General features: G+C 69.3%; 21 protein-coding genes and 1 tRNA gene. 13 read left to right on the top strand and 9 right to left on the bottom strand.

What is annotated here, in order from left to right:
* Positions 1-7: 7 nt before the first annotated feature.
* Positions 8-424, bottom strand: a complete 417-nt coding sequence (locus tag AC2SGK_RS06465; protein ID WP_488322766.1) for a hypothetical protein — start codon at positions 422-424, stop codon at positions 8-10.
* Positions 425-850: 426 nt separating this feature from the next.
* Between AC2SGK_RS06465 and AC2SGK_RS06460 the strand changes: the two genes are divergently transcribed.
* On the top strand, positions 851-1,288 hold the full coding sequence (locus AC2SGK_RS06460) for a hypothetical protein (protein WP_488322765.1): 438 nt from the start codon (positions 851-853) through the stop codon (positions 1,286-1,288).
* A 509-nt stretch (positions 1,289-1,797) separates the two neighbouring features.
* Here the strand turns inward: AC2SGK_RS06460 and AC2SGK_RS06455 are convergent.
* Positions 1,798-2,361, bottom strand: a complete 564-nt coding sequence (locus AC2SGK_RS06455; protein ID WP_488322764.1) for a hypothetical protein — start codon at positions 2,359-2,361, stop codon at positions 1,798-1,800.
* Positions 2,362-2,396: 35 nt separating this feature from the next.
* Between AC2SGK_RS06455 and AC2SGK_RS06450 the strand changes: the two genes are divergently transcribed.
* Positions 2,397-2,585: a helix-turn-helix transcriptional regulator gene (locus AC2SGK_RS06450; protein ID WP_488322763.1), complete on the top strand. Its 189-nt coding sequence runs from the start codon at positions 2,397-2,399 to the stop codon at positions 2,583-2,585.
* An 83-nt stretch (positions 2,586-2,668) separates the two neighbouring features.
* Here AC2SGK_RS06450 and AC2SGK_RS06445 read toward each other — a convergent pair.
* Both AC2SGK_RS06445 and AC2SGK_RS06440 read right to left on the bottom strand, forming a co-directional pair.
* A tRNA-Thr gene (locus tag AC2SGK_RS06445) sits at positions 2,669-2,743 on the bottom strand.
* Between the two features lie 44 nt (positions 2,744-2,787).
* A complete protein-coding gene (locus AC2SGK_RS06440) occupies positions 2,788-4,476 on the bottom strand; it encodes an ABC transporter permease (RefSeq protein WP_488322762.1) in 1,689 nt (562 codons plus the stop codon).
* A gap of 114 nt (positions 4,477-4,590) precedes the next feature.
* Here AC2SGK_RS06440 and AC2SGK_RS06435 point away from each other — a divergent pair, with 114 nt between their 5' ends.
* Positions 4,591-5,466: a hypothetical protein gene (locus AC2SGK_RS06435; RefSeq protein ID WP_488322761.1), complete on the top strand. Its 876-nt coding sequence runs from the start codon at positions 4,591-4,593 to the stop codon at positions 5,464-5,466.
* Between the two features lie 13 nt (positions 5,467-5,479).
* On the opposite strand, the gene AC2SGK_RS06430 is transcribed toward AC2SGK_RS06435, so the two are convergent.
* A complete protein-coding gene (locus tag AC2SGK_RS06430; RefSeq protein ID WP_411836950.1) occupies positions 5,480-5,731 on the bottom strand; it encodes a DUF2312 domain-containing protein in 252 nt (83 codons plus the stop codon).
* Positions 5,732-5,842: 111 nt separating this feature from the next.
* Here AC2SGK_RS06430 and AC2SGK_RS06425 point away from each other — a divergent pair, with 111 nt between their 5' ends.
* The 10 genes from AC2SGK_RS06425 (at position 5,843) to AC2SGK_RS06380 (ending at position 14,333) form a co-directional block, all read left to right on the top strand.
* Positions 5,843-6,070, top strand: coding sequence for a hypothetical protein (locus AC2SGK_RS06425; protein ID WP_411836952.1), 228 nt, complete (start codon positions 5,843-5,845; stop codon positions 6,068-6,070).
* A gap of 7 nt (positions 6,071-6,077) precedes the next feature.
* On the top strand, positions 6,078-6,527 hold the full coding sequence (gene dtd, locus AC2SGK_RS06420; protein ID WP_488322760.1) for a D-aminoacyl-tRNA deacylase: 450 nt from the start codon (positions 6,078-6,080) through the stop codon (positions 6,525-6,527).
* A gap of 250 nt (positions 6,528-6,777) precedes the next feature.
* Positions 6,778-8,151, top strand: coding sequence for a DEAD/DEAH box helicase (locus AC2SGK_RS06415; RefSeq protein ID WP_488322759.1), 1,374 nt, complete (start codon positions 6,778-6,780; stop codon positions 8,149-8,151).
* Between the two features lie 89 nt (positions 8,152-8,240).
* Positions 8,241-8,813 (top strand): thymidine kinase, encoded by a 573-nt coding sequence (locus AC2SGK_RS06410; protein ID WP_488322758.1) that lies wholly within the window; start codon positions 8,241-8,243, stop codon positions 8,811-8,813.
* A gap of 100 nt (positions 8,814-8,913) precedes the next feature.
* Positions 8,914-10,068 carry a D-alanyl-D-alanine carboxypeptidase family protein gene (locus AC2SGK_RS06405; protein WP_488322757.1) on the top strand — a complete coding sequence of 385 codons (1,155 nt, stop codon included), beginning with the start codon at positions 8,914-8,916 and terminating at the stop codon, positions 10,066-10,068.
* Positions 10,068-10,664 carry a dTMP kinase gene (tmk, locus tag AC2SGK_RS06400; protein ID WP_488322756.1) on the top strand — a complete coding sequence of 199 codons (597 nt, stop codon included), beginning with the start codon at positions 10,068-10,070 and terminating at the stop codon, positions 10,662-10,664. Before AC2SGK_RS06405 ends, tmk begins: the two co-directional genes overlap by 1 nt.
* Positions 10,661-11,770 (top strand): DNA polymerase III subunit delta', encoded by a 1,110-nt coding sequence (locus tag AC2SGK_RS06395; protein ID WP_488322755.1) that lies wholly within the window; start codon positions 10,661-10,663, stop codon positions 11,768-11,770. Before tmk ends, AC2SGK_RS06395 begins: the two co-directional genes overlap by 4 nt.
* A 3-nt stretch (positions 11,771-11,773) precedes the next feature.
* A complete protein-coding gene (locus tag AC2SGK_RS06390) occupies positions 11,774-12,568 on the top strand; it encodes a TatD family hydrolase (protein ID WP_488322754.1) in 795 nt (264 codons plus the stop codon).
* Positions 12,565-13,392 (top strand): MBL fold metallo-hydrolase, encoded by an 828-nt coding sequence (locus AC2SGK_RS06385; protein ID WP_488322753.1) that lies wholly within the window; start codon positions 12,565-12,567, stop codon positions 13,390-13,392. Before AC2SGK_RS06390 ends, AC2SGK_RS06385 begins: the two co-directional genes overlap by 4 nt.
* The gene (locus AC2SGK_RS06380; protein ID WP_488322752.1) at positions 13,389-14,333 is read left to right on the top strand and encodes an AEC family transporter; all 945 of its coding nucleotides are present in this window, start codon (positions 13,389-13,391) and stop codon (positions 14,331-14,333) included. Before AC2SGK_RS06385 ends, AC2SGK_RS06380 begins: the two co-directional genes overlap by 4 nt.
* Positions 14,334-14,423: 90 nt before the next feature.
* Here AC2SGK_RS06380 and AC2SGK_RS06375 read toward each other — a convergent pair whose 3' ends face one another.
* From AC2SGK_RS06375 to AC2SGK_RS06360, 4 genes are read right to left on the bottom strand one after another with little or no spacing between them, the layout of a single operon-like run.
* Positions 14,424-14,984, bottom strand: coding sequence for a hemerythrin domain-containing protein (locus AC2SGK_RS06375; protein WP_488322751.1), 561 nt, complete (start codon positions 14,982-14,984; stop codon positions 14,424-14,426).
* Positions 14,981-15,931 carry an ABC transporter permease gene (locus AC2SGK_RS06370; protein WP_488322750.1) on the bottom strand — a complete coding sequence of 317 codons (951 nt, stop codon included), beginning with the start codon at positions 15,929-15,931 and terminating at the stop codon, positions 14,981-14,983. Before AC2SGK_RS06370 ends, AC2SGK_RS06375 begins: the two co-directional genes overlap by 4 nt.
* Positions 15,932-15,936: 5 nt before the next feature.
* Entirely contained in the window at positions 15,937-17,235 is a 1,299-nt protein-coding gene (locus AC2SGK_RS06365; RefSeq protein WP_488322749.1) for an ABC transporter permease, read from the bottom strand.
* Positions 17,236-17,292: 57 nt separating this feature from the next.
* Entirely contained in the window at positions 17,293-18,369 is a 1,077-nt protein-coding gene (locus AC2SGK_RS06360; protein ID WP_488322748.1) for an ABC transporter substrate-binding protein, read from the bottom strand.
* Positions 18,370-18,455 lie beyond the last annotated feature (86 nt).

The raw sequence follows: 18,455 nt of genomic DNA, 5'->3' as shown, positions 1-18,455 counted from the left end.
GGTGCCGTCACACCTGATGCACCGGCACGCCCTGCAAGTCTTCCACCCTCGCCACGCCCGATGCGAATCCGGGAAACATGCGGAGATCCCTGTCCTCTTTCCTGCCGCACACGCTGCATCTGGTGCTGCGCAGCCTGTCATCACGGTGCAGCCAGCGAGAGAAACCCACGCGCCCCTCATGGCCGCATCGACACCGGATCAGGTAGTAGGTCGCCTGGTCCATGGGGATGCCCTTCTGAGCCACGACAGTGAATGAAACAAGAACACCGAAGCAAGGGCGAATGCGGTTCGTACCCCTTAGTGCAAAGACGCCTTCGAGGTTGACGCCTGCCGTGCCGGTCGGCATGTTGCCGCCGCAATTGAAGATTGGGCCTACGATATTGGAAACGCTGGCACTCGACAGACAGAAGCTGATCAAGCTCACGAACCACCATGAGTGGCTGTCTCTTAGAGCGTATGTCCTTGAGATGCTTGCGCGCATCTCGCCTGAGGACCTTCGGGCCCGTTGACGCAATGGCTGGTGGAATGCAGTGAACAAGCCTGCGTACCCCCGAGGAACATCGAGGCTCTTGCATTGAGGCATGGTGGATCGGCCGCCATTAGGCATGCGTTCCGCGAGAAGAATGCTTCCGAACTGAACTGCCTGAACATCGTTCCGATAGGCAGCGAATGCCACCCATGGGTCATCCTGAACCGGTGGGGATTTCGGTCTACATTGGACGATCTGAACCATCTGTGCCTGGGCATCCATCGGATGCCGGCCCTTGTCGACCTGCTCGAGTAACGATTTTCGAACTACGCGTCATCGCAGAGCATCACGACACGAAATCATCCCCCAAGCGGCGAAGACATGGTGGTTGACCCGAAAAACGGGATCACATGGAACCACCACAGAGGCGCCTACTGGACCGATGAAATCTTCGCTCGGCTGCGCGAAACGATGCCGGGGCTCATTTCGAATTTTCACCATTCATGCCGCAAGCCTGGCGCGATATTCGCCATCAGCCAGTGGAAGGACTTCGATGCCGTCTGCAGCGCCCCATTGCTCGACAGGCTGATGGCAGGCCTGACACTCAATGGGGCCTCGGATCCGAAGTTGATCATCATGGATTTCAGCGGCGCAGAACCTGACGGGGTCCTCCAGGTCCGCGACAATGTCTGCTTGTGCAGCAACGTCTACCCCGACGGTTACTCGTGGAGCGGGATGAACTACTACAACTCCGAGGTCGGCGTTGCTTGGGAACGCCGGGTCGTCGCCAACTTTCTGGAAGCGGTGTCTCGGATCTGATCCGCCGCAGCCCAGATGATCCTTCTCATGCGTTCGGCTTGATGCATGAGGCTGAAAACGAGAGCGAGGTGCTGTCCGACTGGAACAGCTGCTCGCCTTAGGCTTTGCCCGCCTCGGACGCGCTCTTGCCGTTCTCGATCGTGCGCCAGTTCGCGCTCCTTCGAGGGGCTCACGGTATAGGGCCGCGCCAGCTCGCCCCGCTGAGGCGTTCGGCCAGCTTCTGCGCGACAACCTGATACTGCACCAGCGCCTGATCGATCAGAACGGCGGCCGCAAATGACGGTCTCCACTTTCCACCCCGCGGCGCGCAGGCTGCTGGAATCACCGCGCGCCGACGATTGGCGCATGGCCCGCGAATGGAACAACCTGCGCGCAACCCGATGCGTGCGGCACCTCGAATCGACGGCCCGCCAGCCCGCCGGATGACCGGACGGCTCCTAGCCGCACACCCTGGCCGAGGCGCTGATCGCGGCCAACTGCCGACACATGCGGATCACGGAGCAGGGCGGTCATGCTGCCGAGGCGATGGAGATGGACGCATGGCGACCGAACGACCGATCAACGCGGCGCGCGCGAAGACAACCCGCGACGAACTGAACGGCTTTGGCATGAATGGTGATCTGTTCATGCGCCTGTCCGGCTTCTAGCGGGTCGGGCCTGACAGGTGCGGCGAGCCGGAGTTCGGCTATCGCGATTTCCGTCACAGCGATCGTCGCCAGCCGATCCAGAATGATGCAGCGACGATGATCCGCAAACTTCTCGCCCGCCGCGCTACCCCTGCCGACGACCTCCGCGCGGCGCTCGAGGTCGAACTGGCCAAAACGCAGAAAGAAGCGGACGCCGACTTTGAGCAGCAGAGCCGCATTGACCGGATGCTCGAACGGCCTGTGTATCTTGACTACACCCCTGCGATGAAGCGCGCTGACCGCTTGCACGCTGCCCTCTCGCAGCACGCGCCAGCCCCGCAACCTGCCGACAATCTGCGGGCGGAACACGAGCGACTCAGGGAGGCGGTGGAAGATCCCGACCAGACGCTCTGGCTGCTCGGGAACGAGCGCTTGCGAAAACGACATTCCGCCGCCCTCGTCAAGATCGCACAGGAGAGATGATGCCCCTGCCCGAGCGACAGTTCATCTGCCCGAAAGAGGCCCCGGACGCCCTCGGCATCAGCCGGGCGACGCTGTACCGGTGGGCCAAGCGGGGCTATATCCTAAGCCGCAGGCGCGGCGGGACCAGCCTCGTTTCGCTTCATGAGGTGACGGATTTCAGTCTCGGCCGCGTCGGCCCGGCCGAGTGACCCAGCGAGAAAAGCCTGGGGGACCAGCAGATGGGGGACTGGAACAGAATACCGGCATCATGGCAAGCCAATGTAGGGAAACGTGGTGCCGGTTGAGGGATTTGAACCCCCGACCCCCTGATTACAAATCAGACGCTCTACCACTGAGCTAAACCGGCGCGCCTGCCGGATTACCAAGCCGCGCGGGTCGGCGCAAGCGCGCTCAGCGCCGGTCGCGGCCCAGATCGGTGCGTGTCAGCAGCGCCACCGCCGCAAGCCCCACCGCCATCACCAGCAGCGCCGCCGGGGCTGCGTTGCCCAGATCCTCCAGGCTCGCGCGCTCATGGGTGCGGGTGGCCAGGGTTTCGAAGTTGAAGGGGCGCAGCAGCAGCGTCGCGGGCAGTTCCTTGACGCAATCGACGAAGACCAGAAGCAGTGCCGCGCCCACCGATCCGCGCATCATCGGCAGGAACACCGCGCGCAGCACGCCCGCATCGTCGCGCCCGAGCGAGCGCGCCGCCATGGGCAGCGACGGCGGCACGCGGGTAAAGGCCGCGTCGATCGCCCCCTGCCCGATGGCGAAGAAGCGCACCAGATAGGCCAGCACGATGGCCGCCCCCGTCCCCGTCAGGATCAGCCCCGGATCGGTGCCGGTCAGCGCCAGCCAGCCATCCGCGACCCGGTGGTCCAGCGCGGCCAGCGGGATCAGCAGGCCCACCGCCAGCACCGCCCCCGGCGCGGCATAGCCGATGGTGGTCACCGGCATCAGCAGCCGCGGCAGCGCCCGGCCCGACAGGCGCGTGCCATAGACCATGACCAGCGCGCCCAGCACCGTCAGCACCGCCGCCGCCGCGCCGAGCGAGGTCGTGTGCCACGCCGCGCGGCCCAGTCCCGGCGTCAGCCACCCCTGCGGATAGGACAGCGCATAGGTCGCGATCACCCCCACCGGCAGCACGAAGCCCATCACGAAGGGCAGCGCGCAGGCCAGCGTCGCGGCCCATCCCGCCGCGCCGCGCAGGCGCTGCCGCTGGATGGGGCGGGGCTGGCGGGCGCTTTGGTGATAGCGGGCATTGCGGCGGGCGAACCGCTCCCACAGGGACAGAAGCACGATGATGGCCAGCATCGCGGTGGCGATCTGCGCGGCGCCGCCCGCGTTGCGCCGCTCCAGCCAGGTGGTGAAGATGCCGGTGTTCAGGGTCTGCACGCCGAAATAGCTGACCACGCCATAATCGGCCACGGCCTCCATCATGGCGATGGCCGCGCCCGCGACGATGGCGGGCCGCGCCAGGGGCAGGCCCACGCGGGCGAAGAGGCCCCAAGGGCCGGTGCCCAAGGCGCGCGCGACCTCATAGGCGCTGCCCGACTGCTCGTGCAGCGCCGTCCGCGTCAGCAGATAAACGTAAGGGTAGAGCGCCGAGGCCAGCACGACCACCGCCGCCTCCGGCGAGCGGATGCGCGGGAACCAGTAGTCGCGGGCCGTCTCCCATCCGAACCAGCCGCGCAGGGCGATCTGGACCGGGCCGGAATAGTCCAGGAAATCGGCCAGCACATAGGCCCCGATATAGGCCGGCACCGCCAGCGGCAGCAGCAGCAGCCATTGCAGCGCGCCGCGGCCCGGAAAGTCGTGCATGCTGACCAGCCACGCCGCCCCCGTCCCCATCGCCGCCGCCAGAAGCCCCGTCCCCAGGGCCAGCGCGACCGTGTTGCCGAAGTAGCGCGGCATGACGGTGGACATCAGATGCGGCCAGATGTTGTCGGTCGGGTTGGCCGCCAGCCACAGGACCGACAGCACCGGCAGCAGCACCAGCCCCGCCACCGCGATCGCCGCCAGCGACCAGCCCCGCCCGCCCGTCCGGCGCAGGGCGTGATCGTGACGGCGCGGGCGTGTCGGGGCGTCTGCGGTCCGGGTCATGCCCGACCGGATAGGGCAAACCGGTTTGACTGTCCACGCCGGACGGCTAATCTGCGCGCAGCCGCCGCAACCGCAGGACAAGACGGCACGGCACAGCAAGGAACGGGGACAGCGATGCAGATGGTTTTCCACATGGGGGTGCATGGCACCGATGGCGACCGGCTGCTCAAGACGCTGCTGAACAACCGGGCGCTGCTGCAGAAGGGCGGCACCGAGGTCGTCACCCCGAACCGCCATCGCGGCCTGTTCGAGGAGGCGCTGAAGTCGCTGAACGGCGGCGTCGCCACCCCCGAGATGGAACAGATCATGCTGGACGCCATGCTGGAGAGCGACGATCCGGCGCGGGTGGTGATGTCGACGCCCACCTTCATGGGCGCGCCGGGCCGGGCGGTGGGCCGCGAGGGCTTGTATCCGCAGATCGGGCAGCGCGCGGCGGCGCTGTCGCGGCTGTTCCCGTCGGCCCGGACCGAATTCTTCGTGGCGATCCGCAACCCCGCCGTGCTGCTCAGCGAGGTCCTGCCGCAGTTCAGCGGCGGCGGCTATGACGACCTGATGCAGGGCTGCCATCCGATGCAGCTGCGCTGGCGCGACGCGATCCAGCGGCTGGTGCGCGCGGCCCAGGGGCGGCGCGTGGTGATCTGGTGCCACGAGGACGTGCCGCTGATCTGGCCCGAGGTGGTGCGCCTGGCCGCCGCCCTGCCGGGCGATGCGCCGCTGTCGGGGGGGCTTCTCTACATGCACGACCTTCTGGGCGACATCGGCATCGCGCGGCTGCGCGACGCGATGGCCGGGCGCGACCAGCTGACCGTCGCGCAGCGCCGGACGCTGTACCGCGAGGTCCTGGCCGCGCATGCCCTGCCGGGGACGCTGGACCAGGAGATCACCCTGCCCGGCTGGACGCAGGAGCTGGTGGACCAGGTCACCCGCGCCTATCGCGACGATGTGGCCGAGATCGCGGTCCTGCCGGGCGTGGAGTTCATCCTGCCGTAAGGGCCGCGGCCCCTCAGGCCATGCCCAGGGCGGCCTTGTACATCTCCAGGATGGCCTCCTCCTCGGCGATGTCGTCCTTGTCGCGCTTGCGCAGCGAGATGATCTGCTTCATCACCTTGGTGTCGTATCCGCGGGCCTTGGCCTCGGCCATGACCTCCTTCTGGCGTTCGGCGATGTCCTTCTTCTCGGCCTCGAGCTGCTCGAACTGCTCGATGAACTGGCGCAGCTCGTCGGCGGCCACCCCGTAGGCTTGATCGTCCTGCATCGGATTCGTCCCTTCTTTTGCGTTTGCACCGGGTGTTAGGCGGTCTTGTTGCGCGGCGCAATCGCCGCTAGGGGACGGTCGCGAAACCCCGCCTTGCGCAAGGAGACGACCATGACCCTGTTCGACTGGATCATCTGGAGCGGCGCGGCCCTGACCCTGTTCGGGCTGGGCGCGCTGGTGTGGTGCATCTGGACCGTCAGCCGCGCCCGCGCGCAGGGCCTCGACGACGCGGCGCTGCGCGAGCGGATGCGCGGCGTGCTGGCCGTGAACATGGGCGCGCTGGCGGCCTCGGTCATCGGCCTGATGATGGTCGTGATCGGCATCGTCCTGGCGCGGTGATCCGGCGATGCGGGTCCTGATCCAGCGCGTGGCAGAAGCCCGCGTCACCGTCGACGCCCAGGTCGTGGGGCGGACGGGGCCGGGCCTGCTGATCCTGGCCTGCGCCATGCGGGGCGACGACGACGCGACCGCCGCGGCACTGGCCGGGCGGGTGGCGCGGCTGCGCATCTTCCGCGATGATCAGGGGCGGATGAACCGGTCCCTGCTGGACACGGGCGGCACGGCGCTGGTCGTCAGCCAGTTCACCCTGGCCGCCGACACGCGCAGCGGCAACCGCCCCGGCTTCTCCTCGGCCGCCGCGCCCGAGGACGGGCGCGCGCTGTATGAGCGTTTCGCGCAGGCGCTGCGCGATCTGGGCATCGCCACGGAGACCGGGCGCTTCGGCGCGGACATGCAGGTGGCGCTGGTCAATGACGGGCCGGTCACGATCTGGATGGACAGCGCGGACCGGGCCTGACCCCGGCCGGACCCGACAGGGGTTGACTTTCGCGTCGTTTCGGCCCATCTGAGCCCCATCGCCGTCCGCTGCCGCGTGAGCAGCCTTGGGCCCCTGCCCGATGACGCCGACACCCAATCCAGTTTCCCATTCACGCGGGGAGGCAGCAGGCATCCTCGTATCGCGCCTGCACCCCTGCCACCGGCTGCGCCCCGCGCGCGGCCCCTGCCCTTGCGTCCGATACGGGGGACGGAGGGGACGAAAGATTCCGATGGAACAGAACAACACCCGCCGCCGCCCCAACCGTGGCGGAAAATCCGCCCCCGCCCGGGCGCCGATCCAGGCCAATGAGGGCCGCCGCGCCCCCGCCCGCGAACCCGTCATCACCGGTCCCTTCGCGGATATGGGCATCGACCACCGCATCAACGCCAACATCATCGCGATGGGCCTGACCACGCCCACGCCGATCCAGGAACAGGGCATCCCCGCCATCGTGCAGGGCCGTGACGTGCTGGGCCTGGCACAGACCGGCACCGGCAAGACGGCGGCCTTCGGCCTGCCGATGCTGACCCGGCTGATCAACTATGGCAAGAAGCCCGACCCTAAGACCTGCCGCGCGCTCATCCTGTCACCGACCCGCGAACTGGCCACCCAGATCGCGACGAATATCGACGCCTATGCCGAAGGCACGCCGATCCGGTCGTTCCGCGTGGTGGGCGGCGCCTCGATCAACACCCAGACCGAGCGGCTGTCGCGCGGCGTGGACGTGCTGATCGCCACCCCGGGCCGCCTCATGGACCTGATCGAGCGTCGCGCGATCAGCCTGGAGGCCACCACCTATCTGGTGCTGGACGAGGCCGACCAGATGCTGGACATCGGCTTCATCCACACGCTGCGCAAGATCGCGCGGATGCTGCCCAAGGAGCGGCAGACGCTGATGTTCTCGGCCACCATGCCGAAGCTGATGTCGGAACTGTCCGAGACCTACCTGACCAACCCGGTCAAGGTGGCCGTCAACCCGCCGGGCCAGGCCGCCAAGAAGATCGAGCAGGGCGTCCATTTCGTCAGCCAGGGCGACAAGGCCACCCTTCTCGCCGAATACATGTCCAAGCACACTAACGAGCTGGCCATGGTCTTCGGCCGCACCAAGCACGGCTGCGAAAAGCTGGCCAAGCTGCTGGAGAAATGGGGCTTTGCCGTCGCCGCGATCCACGGCAACAAATCGCAGGGCCAGCGCGAGCGTGCCCTGGAGGCGTTCCGCCGCGGCGAGACCAAGGTCCTGGTCGCGACCGACGTGGCCGCCCGCGGTCTGGACATCCCCGAGGTCGCGCATGTCTACAACTACGACCTGCCGAACGTCCCCGAGAACTATGTCCATCGCATCGGGCGGACCGCGCGTGCGGGCCGTGACGGCCGCGCCGTGGCCTTCTGCGCGCCCGCCGAGCTGGGCGAGCTGCGCGCCATCGAGAAGGCGATGAAGAACGCCATTCCCGTGATCGGCGGGACCGTGCCCTCGGCCGCGATGGCCGCGGCGGCAGGTCCGGCCGGCGGCGTCCAGCGCGGTCGCGGCAAGCCGATGGACGGGGCCGCGCAGAAGCGCCCGGCCCGCCGCCCCTCGCGCGCGCCGAAAAGCCGCCAGGCCTGACATCCCGGACCGAAGCCAGGCGGCGGCAGAGCGATCTGCCGCCGCTTTCGCTTGCGGGGCGCGGGGCGCGCGGGTAAGCGGCTGGCCTCATGGCCAAGCTCTATTTCCACTACTCCACGATGAATGCCGGCAAGAGCACCTTGCTGCTGCAGGCGTCCTACAACTACCGCGAACGCGGCATGGAGACGCTGCTGCTGACGGCGGCGCTGGACGACCGCGCGGGACAGGGGCGCATCGCCAGCCGCATCGGCATCGCCGACGCGGCCGCGACCTTCGACAGCGCCAGCGACCTGATGGCGATGGTCGCCGATGCCGCGCCGCGCCCGGCCTGCGTCTTCATCGACGAGGCGCAGTTCCTGACCCGCGACCAGGTCTGGCAGCTGGCGCGCGTCGCCGACGATCTGAACATCCCGGTGATGTGCTATGGCCTGCGCGTCGATTTCCGGGGCGAGCTGTTTCCCGGATCGGCCGCGCTGCTGGCCCTGGCCGACGACATGCGCGAGGTGCGCACCATCTGCCATTGCGGCAAGAAGGCCACCATGGTCATCCGCCGCGACGACCAGGGCCGCGCCATCACCGAAGGCGCGCAGGTCCAGGTCGGCGGGAACGAGACCTATGTCTCGCTCTGCCGCAGGCACTGGCGCGAGGCCACCGGCGGGTGATCACGATTTCCGCGCCGCGCCCCTGTCGCGTTGCGGGCACGCGGGGGTTGATGTAACCATCGCGGAAAACCGGAAGCGGACCAGGCAAGGGGACAAGACGATGCGGGCATTCCTGATGGCGGCGGCGGCGGCGATGGCGCTGGCGGGACCGGCCGGGGCCTTCGACACCACGGCGCGGGCGGCCTGGGTCTATGACATGCAGACCGGCACCGTGCTGATGGAGAAGGACGCCGACCTGGCCCTGCCGCCCGCGTCGATGTCCAAGCTGATGACCCTGACCATGCTGTTCGAGGCGCTGCGCGACGGCCGCGTGACCATGGACACGACCTTCCCGGTATCCGAGAAGGCCTGGCGCATGGGCGGCTCCAAGATGTTCGTGGAGCCCGCCGACCGCCCCACGGTCGAAGAGCTGATCCACGGCATCATCATCAATTCGGGCAACGATGCCTGCGTGGTGGTCGCCGAAGGGCTGGCCGGGACCGAGGAGGCCTTTGCCCGCCGCATGACCGAACGCGCGGCCCAGCTGGGCCTGACCGAGACGACGCTGGTCAACTCCTCCGGCTGGCCGGCCGAGGGACATCTGATGTCCACCCGCGACCTGGGGCTGCTGGCCGAATACATCATCCGCGAGTTCCCCGACCTCTATCCGCAATTCGCGATGACCGAGTTCAACTACAAGGGCCGGGTGCCGTCGAACGCGGCCAACCGCAACCCGCTGCTGCGCATCGGCGGCGCCGACTGGACCGCCGACGGGCTGAAGACCGGCCACACCCAGGAGGCCGGATACGGCCTGGTCGGATCGGCCGTCCAGGACGGGCGCCGGGTGATCTTCGTCATCACCGGCCTGGAATCCGAGCGTGCGCGGGCCGAGGAATCCGAGCGTCTGGTCAACTGGGCCTTCCGCGAGTTCTCCATGCGCAGCTTGGTCCCCGCCGGAGAGGACGTGGTGCAGGCTCCGGTCTGGCTGGGCACGCGCGACCGCGTCGGTCTGACGACGCGGGACGGCGTCAACGTGCTGGTGCCCGCGGGCGTCGCCGATCAGGTCAAGGTCGAGGTGGTCTACGACTCTCCCCTGCCCGCGCCCATCGCGCGGGGCGACCAGGTCGGCCGCCTGGTGGTGACCATTCCCGGCACGGCCGACACGATCACGCCGCTGATCGCCACCGACGACATCCCCGAGGCCGGCTTTCTGGGCCGCATGAAGGGGGCGGTGATGCAGCTGGGCCAACGCGCCGTCAGCGCCGTCACCGGCTGATGCTGATCAGCCTGGAGGGCATCGACGGCTGCGGCAAGTCCACGCAGGCGCGCCTCCTGGCGCAGCACCTGCGCGAGGCGGGCCGCGACGTCGTGCTGACCCGCGAGCCCGGCGGCAGCCCCGGCGCCGAGGAGATCCGCCGCCTGCTGGTCGAGGGCGCGGGCGAACGCTGGTCGGCCGAGACGGAGTGCCTGCTGTTCACCGCCGCCCGCCGCGATCATCTGGAGCGCACCATCCGTCCGGCCCTGCAGGCGGGCCGCGTGGTCGTGACCGACCGCTTTGCCGACAGCACCCGCGTCTATCAGGGCGCGGCGCGGGGCGAGCTGCGCGATCTGGTCGACCGGCTGCACGCGCTGATGATCGGGGTCGAGCCCGACCGGACCTTCGTCATCGACATCCCCCCCGCGACGGGCCTGGCCCGCGGCGCGGCACGCGGCGGCGCCGAGGATCGCTTCGAGAGCCTGGGCCTGGCCTTTCAGGAGCGTCTGGCACGCGGCTTTCGCGACCTCGCCGCCGAGCATCCGGACCGGGTCCGCATGATCGACGGCAGCGGCACGCCCGAGGACGTCGCCGCCCGCATCCGCGCCGCGCTGTGAGGGCCGTCCCCGACGACATCCCCGAGCCCGACCGCGTGCCGGGCGCGCCGCATCCGCGCATGACGCCGCGGGTGATCGGCCAGGACGCGGCCGTCGCCGCCTTCGTCGAGGCCGCGCAGGGCGACCGGCTGCATCACGCCTGGCTGCTGACCGGTCCGCGCGGCGTGGGCAAGGCGACGCTGGCCTGGGCCATCGCGCGCTGGCTGCTGACCGGGTCCGACAGCCCGAGCCTGTCGGTCGACGCCTCCCTGCCCGAGGCGCGCCGCATCGCCGCCCTGTCCGAGCCGCGGCTGATGCTGATCCGCAGGCCCTGGGACGACAAGGCCGGACGGCTGCGCGCCGAGATCACCGTGGACGAGATCCGCCGCCTGCTGTCCTTCTTCCACCTGTCATCGGCCGAGGGCGGTCGCCGCATCGCCATCATTGACGCCGCGGATGAGATGAACATCCCCGCCGCCAACGCCCTGCTGAAGGTGCTGGAGGAGCCGCCGGCCGATGCGCTGATCCTGATGATCGCGCACCAGCCCGCCCGGCTGCTGCCCACGATCCGCTCGCGCTGCCGGACGCTGCGCCTGGTCCCCCTGCCCCCGCGCCGCATGGCGGAGATCCTGTCGGACCTGGGCATCGACGAGGATGCCGAACCGCTGGCCGCGCTGTCGGACGGCTCGGTCGGAGAGGCGCTGCGCCTGGCCGGTCAGGGGGGGCTGGACCGCTATCAGCAGCTGGTCGACCTGTTCGCCACCCTGCCCCGGATGGACCGGCTGGCGGCGGCGGGCTTTGCCGATGGCGCCGCGGGCCGGGCGGGGGCCGAGGGCGATCCGTTCGACCTGACCATCACCGTGCTGGACCGGTTCCTCACGCGGTTGGCGCGGGCCGGCCTGATGGGTCCGCCCCTGCCCCAGGCCGCGTCCGGGGAAGGCGCGCTCATGGCGCGGCTCTCGCCCGACGATCATGCCGCGCGGATCTGGGCCGAGGCGCAGGCGCGCCTCTCGGCCCGGGCGCGGGCCGGGCGGGCGGTCAATCTTGACCCTGCCGCGCTGGTGATGGATATGGTTCTGGAACTGGCGCAGCTGCCGCCCGCGCAAGCGTCCCTGACCAAGGCCTGACCGATGAGTGATGCGGCCCTCCGGCTGACCGACAGCCATTGCCACCTGGATTTCCCCGATTTCGACGGAGAGCATGACGCCCTGATCGCGCGGGCGCGGGCGGCGGGCGTGCATCGCATGGTCACCATCTGCACCCGCCTGCGCCAGGAACCCGCCGTCCGCGCGCTGGCGGAGGCGCATGACGGCGTCTTCTACGCCGCGGGCACCCACCCGATGAGCGTGGCCGAGGAGCCGATGGCCAGCGTCGATCAGCTGGTGGCCCTGGCCGCGCATCCGAAATTCGTGGGCATCGGAGAGACGGGGCTGGATTACCACTACACCGCCGAAAGCGCCGCCGCTCAGCAGGAGAGCCTGCGCATCCATATCGAGGCCGCGCGCCGGACGGGCCTGCCGCTGATCATCCACGCCCGCGATGCGGACGGGGACATGGCCCGCATCCTGACCGAGGAGCATCGCGCCGGCGCCTTCGGCTGCGTGATGCACTGCTTCAGCTCGACCCCGGCGCTGGCGCGGGCGGCGCTGGATCTGGGCTTCTACCTGTCGATGTCGGGCATCGCGGCGTTCCCGCGCTCGCAGGACCTGCGCGACATCTTCGCCGCCGCCCCCCTGGACCGCATCCTGGTCGAGACCGACAGCCCCTATCTGGCCCCGCCCCCCCATCGCGGCCGCCGGAACGAGCCCGCCTATGTCGCCCATACCGCCGCCGTCGGCGCCGAGGTCTTCGGCCTGACCCCGGCCGCCTTCGCCGCCGCGACCGAGGCGAATTTCGAACGCCTGTTCCCCAAGGCCGCGCGATGAGCGCCACGATCCGCGCCACCATCCTGGGCTGCGGATCGTCGGGCGGCGTGCCGCGGCTTGGCAACCGGTGGGGCGCCTGCGACCCCACTGAGCCGCGCAACCGCCGCCGCCGCTGCTCGCTGCTGGTCGAACGCGACGGGCCGGGGGGCACGACGCGGGTGCTGATCGACACCGGCCCCGACCTGGTGCCGCAGCTTCTGGACGCGGATGTCGCGGTCTTGGACGCGGTCATCTACACCCACGCGCATGCCGATCATGTCCACGGCATCGACGACCTGCGGCAACTGGTCTACAACGCCCGCCGCATGCTGCCGCTCTGGGCGGACGACCCCACCGCGGCGGCACTGACCGAGCGGTTCGGCTATGTCTTCCAGACACCGGACGGCAGCCAGTATCCGCCTATCTGCGACCTGAACCGGATCGACGGGCCGGTCACCATCGACGGCCCCGGCGGCGCGGTGACCCTGCATCCGTTCCGCGTCCAGCACGGAGAGATCACCGCCCTGGGCTTCCGCATCGGCGGGCTGGTCTATCTGCCCGACGTCTCCGACATCCCCGACGCCGCCTGGCCGCTGATCCAGGACGCGCCGGTCTTCATCGTCGACGCGCTGCGCCCCGAGCCCCATCCCAGCCACGCCCATCTGGCGCTGGCGCTGGACTGGATCGCCCGCGCCCGCAGCCCGCGCGCCGTGCTGACGAACATGCATCTGGACATGGACTATGCCACGGTGCGCGACACCACGCCCGCCCATGTCGAACCCGCATATGACGGCATGCGCATCACCTGCACCGCCGACGGCCCGGCGGCGTCGCACCCGGCATGAGCGCACTGTTCGAGATCATCCTGCCCGTCTTCCTGATCGTGGGTTTCGGCTATCTGGTGACCTGGCGCGGCTGGTTCCCGGCGGCTGCGGTGGACGGGCTGATGGGCTTCGCGCAGAACTTCGCGGTACCCACGCTGCTCTTCGTGTCGATGGCCCGGCTGGATCTGGGGACCGAGTTCCGCGCGGGCCTGCTGATCCCCTTCTATCTGGGCGCCTTCGCGGCCTACGGGCTGGGCTGGGCGGGGGCGCGGCTGGTGCTGAAGCGGTCGGCGGTGGACAGCGTGGCGATCGGCTTCGTGTGCCTCTTCTCCAACAGCCTGCTTCTGGGCATCCCGATCACGGAACGCGCCTACGGGCCGGATGCGCTGGCCGGGAACTGGGCGATCATCGCGCTGCATTCGCCGCTGCTCTACACCTTCGGGATCACGGTGATGGAATTTACCCGCGCCCGCGGCAGCGGCCTGTCGGTCGGCCGCGTGGCGCTGCGCGCGCTGACGGGCGTTCTGCGCACCAGCCTGGTCATCGGCATCCTGACCGGCCTGTCGGTGAACCTGATGATGCAGGCGGGCCTGGTGCTGCCGCGCGGCTTCTGGGACGCGGTCGACATGATCGCACGCGCCGCCCTCCCGGCGGCGCTCTTCGGTCTGGGCGGCGTCCTCTACCGCTACCGGCCCGAAGGGGACATGACCGCCATCGCGCTCTGCTGCACGGCCAGCCTGATCCTGCATCCGGCGATCGTCTTCGCCACGGCGCATCTGGGCGGGCTGGACCGCGACGGGATGCGCTCGGCGGTGATGACGGCGGCGATGGCGCCGGGGGTGAACGCCTATCTCTTCGCCAACATCTACGGCGCGGCGCGACGGGTCGCGGCCTCGGCGGTGCTGATCGCGACGGCGCTCTCGACGCTCACCATCTGGATGTGGCTCAGCCTGCTGCCCTAAGGCGATGCGGGGGTCCGGGGGGCCGCAGGCTCCCCGGCGGGGGGTGCGGGGGGCTGGCCCCCCGCCGTCGCGGGACGCAACACCCGCGGATCAGATCGGCACGCGCAACGCCCCCAGAGGCTCCTCCAGCGCCCGCTCCTCATAGCCGAAATGCGACCGGATCGCCCGGTCCAGCGCCGCGAACCGCTCCGCGCACAGATCCAGCGCCGCCGTGCCCCGATCCGCAACCAGCGCCTGCGCGGCCTCATGCAGCGCGCCGATCAGGCGGTGGATCACCTCGTGCTCGGCCATCAGCCGCCGGATGACCGGGGCCAGCAACGCCCCGCCGCGCTCGGCCAGGGCCGGGAACATCCACTGCTCCTCGATGTCGTGGTGGTTCTGCAACAGCGCGCAGTCGCGCCCGCAGGCCGTGCCGAACCGCGCCATGTTGCGCGCCAGCGCCGTCCCCGCCACCGCCGGCGCGACCAGCGCGGGATCGGCCTGCGCGGCCCGGACCTCGGCCAGCAGCCGCGCCACGGCGTCCAGTTCGGCCCGATACATGTCGTGGATGGCGGCCAGGCGGCGGCCATGGGCACGCTCGGCCCGCGTGATGGCGGGATAGGACGGGGGCGCGGGACGCGAGCCCTCGTCCTCCAGCTCCTCCGGCGTCATCGGGGCGTGACGCCCCGGATGCGCTCGGAGCGGCGGCGCAGCAGCTCGACCGTGGTCAGCAGCGCGATCGAGAAGATCACCAGCAGCGTCGCCACCGCCAGGATGGCCGGGCTGATCTGCTCGCGGATGCCGTTCCACATCTGCCGCGGGATGGTCTGCTGATCGGGTCCGGCGATGAACAGCACCGCCACCACCTCGTCGAACGAGGTCACGAAGGCGAACAGCGCCCCTGACACCACCCCCGGCAGGATCAGCGGCATCGTCACCTTGAAGAAGGTCCTGCGCGGGTTGGCCCCCAGGCTGGCCGCGGCCCGGTTCAGCGACTGATCGAACCCCACCAGCGTCGCCGTAACGGTGATGATCACGAAGGGAATGCCCAGGGTCGCATGGGCCAGGATCACCCCCAGATAGGTGCCCGCCAGCCGCCCGCATTCCGGTGACACGCCGATCAGCTTCAGCAATTCGCAGGGGTTGGAGTAGAAGAAGAACATCCCCGTCGCGGTGATGATCAGCGGCACGATCATCGGAGAGATCAGGATCGCCATGATCGCCCGGCGGAAGGGCATTTCGGGGCGCGACAGGCCCAGGGCCGCCAGCGTTCCCAGCACCGTCGCCACCAGCGTCGAGAAGACGCCGATGATGATCGAGTTCTTGGCCGCCTTGATCCAGTTCGCATTGGCCCAGGCATCCGACCAGAAGGCCCAGCCCGTGGCATCCGGGTTCTGCATGCCGAAGGTCAGCAGGCTGGAATACCACCGCGTGCTGAACCCGTCCGGGTCCAGCGACAGCATCCGGTCGGTGAAGGTAAAGTAGGGCTCGGCGTTGAAGGACAGCGGGATGATCACGATGATCGGCGCGATCAGGAAGACGAAGATCAGCGCGCAGATCGTCAGGCGGGCGTAATGCCACAGGCGTTCCAGCGGGCTTGCATAGGTCGGAAGGGCCATTCGCGCTATCCCAGTTTCAGGTTGTCGACGCCGACAAGGCGGTCATAGAGCCAGTAGAGCACCAGCACCGCCCCCAGCAGCAGGGCTGCCAGCGCCGCCGCCATGGACCAGTTCAGCGTGCCCGTCATATGCTGCGCGATCATGTTCGAGATCAGCTGCCCCGAGGATCCGCCGACCAGCGCGGGCGTGATGTAGTAGCCGACGGCCAGGATGAAGACCAGCATCGCCCCCGCCCCCAGCCCCGGCAGCGTCTGCGGGAAATAGACCCGGCGGAATGCGGTCCAGCTGGTCGCCCCCAGGCTGCGCGCCGCGCGGACATAGGACGGGTTGATCGTGCGCATCACCGAATAGAGCGGCAGGATCATGAAGGGCAGCAGGATATGCGTCATCGCGATGATGGTGCCGGTCTGGTTGTAGATCATCTGCAGCCGCTGGCCGCCGCCGATCACGCCCAGCCAGACCAGGATGTCGTTCACCACCCCCTGCTGCTGCAGCAGCACCATCCAGGAGGTCGTGCGCACCAGAAGCGAGGTCCAGAAGGGCAGCAGCACCAGGATCATCAGCAGGTTCGACTTGCGCATGGGCAGCGTCGCCAGCAGATGCGCGATGGGAAAGCCCAGCACGAAGGTCAGGCCGGTGATCACCGCCGACAGCCAGAAGGTGCGCCAGAACAGCGTCAGATAGATGCGCTGCTGCTCCTCGACCTGCTGAACACGGCCTTCGGTGTCGCGGGTGCGGTCCACGGCGGCCAGATAGAAGTTCGCGGTCAGGGGGGTCGATGCCTCGCGCATCACCGACCACAGCTGCGGGTCGCCCCAATCCTCGTTGATCTCCAAGAGCGCCTCGCGATAGGGCGGCTCCAGCCCGCGCCGCACCTGGCGGCCGGTCGAGGTGAACAGCGACCGCGTGCCCGGCATGTCGTAGTTGATGCGGGTGCCGACGACGCCGATGTTGCGCGCCTCGGCGCTGGCGACCAGGTCCTGGGCCAGCGCGGTCCAGGCGGCTTCGTCCGGGTCGGTGCCGCGCTCGGTCTGGGCGAACCAAGCCGAGACCTGCGGCATGTTGGCCGAGAACCCGTCATTGTAGAACGACCGCTGCAGCATCTGCCCGATCGGCACGACGAAGGTGATGACCACGAAGGCCAGGAGCGGCAGCACCAGCAGGAAGGCCCGCCGGCGCGCGCGGCGCTGGCTGCGGGCCAGGGCGCGGGCCAAGGGCTTGCCATCCGCGGTGGTCAGCGTCGCCCCCGCGCCCGAGGCGGTGGTGGCGATGGCGGCATGTGGATCAAGTGCGGCGTTCGCCATGTCGTCCCCGGCGGTCAGGGCCGCCACCCCCGCATCGGGGGGCGGCGGCGTTTCGGATCAGCTCGCGGCCAGCCAGCTGTTGAAGCGCTCGGTCAGCTCGGCCGAATGGTCGGCCCAGAATTCAGGGTCGTCGGTGACGGCATTGGCCAGCGCCTCGGGGCTGGTCGGCATGTGCGGCGCCATCTCGGTGACGCCGTCCTGATAGAGCCCGACCAGCGCGTTCGACGACTGCCGGGCGGGACCATAGGCGATGTATTTCGCCTGATCGGCCAGCCGCTGCGTGTCGGTGGCGAATTTCAGGTATTCCATCGCCGCATCCGGGTTCGGCGCATCGACCGGGATCACGAACATGTCCATGTCCAGGTACTGGCCGTCCCAGATGATGCCGAAGGGCTGCTTCTCGGCGACCATCGCGTCGAAGGCGCGGCCGTTGTAGACGGTGGTCATGCTGACCTCTCCGTCGGCCAGCAGCTGCACGGGCTGGGCGCCGGCCTCCCACCAGACGGTCTCGGCCTTGATCGTGTCCAGCTTGGCGAAGGCCCGGTCCACGCCCTCGGGGGTGGAGAGCACGTCATAGACCTCGTCCGCGGGCACCCCGTCGGCGATCAGCGCCAGATACAGCGTGCGCTTGGGGTTCTTGGGCAGGCCGCGCTTGCCGGGGAAGGTCTCGGTGTCGAAGAAGTCGGCGGCGGTGGTCGGCGCGTTGCCCTCGAACTTGGTGGTGTTGTAGCTGATGACCGTGCCCCAGACGATGTTGGCCACCGCGCAGTCGCGCAGCGCGCCGGGCACGAAATCCTCGGCCGCGGGCGTGCCGTCGGGGGCCGCGGGCAGCGAGGCCGGGTCGATCTCGACCAGCGCGCCCTCGTCGCACAGGCGGATCGCGTCGCTGACCTCGACGTCGAAGACGTCGCCGGTGACGTTGCCCGCCTCGACCTGGGCGCGCAGCGGCGTGGCCGGGTTGTCGGCCGCGATCATGTTGACGGCGATGCCGGTCTCGGCGGTGAAGGGCTTGTTGTAGGCCTCGACCTGGCTGGTCTCGTAGGCGCCGCCCCAGGAGACGACGTTGACCTCCTGCGCGGAGGCGGCGAAGGCCAGGCCTGTCAGGGCCGTGGACAGGATCAGGGTGGTTCTCACGATGGTTCTCCCGGTTAGATTGCATCGGGCGGTTTTTTTGCCCGTTGTCATTGGCCCCAAGGGGCGGGCCGGGCGGACGCGCCGCC

This window comes from Paracoccus sp. NIOT.M2S5SZ12, assembly GCF_057748165.1.
Note: the sequence above shows the minus strand (reverse complement) of the source record. Positions and strands in the feature narration are given on the sequence as shown.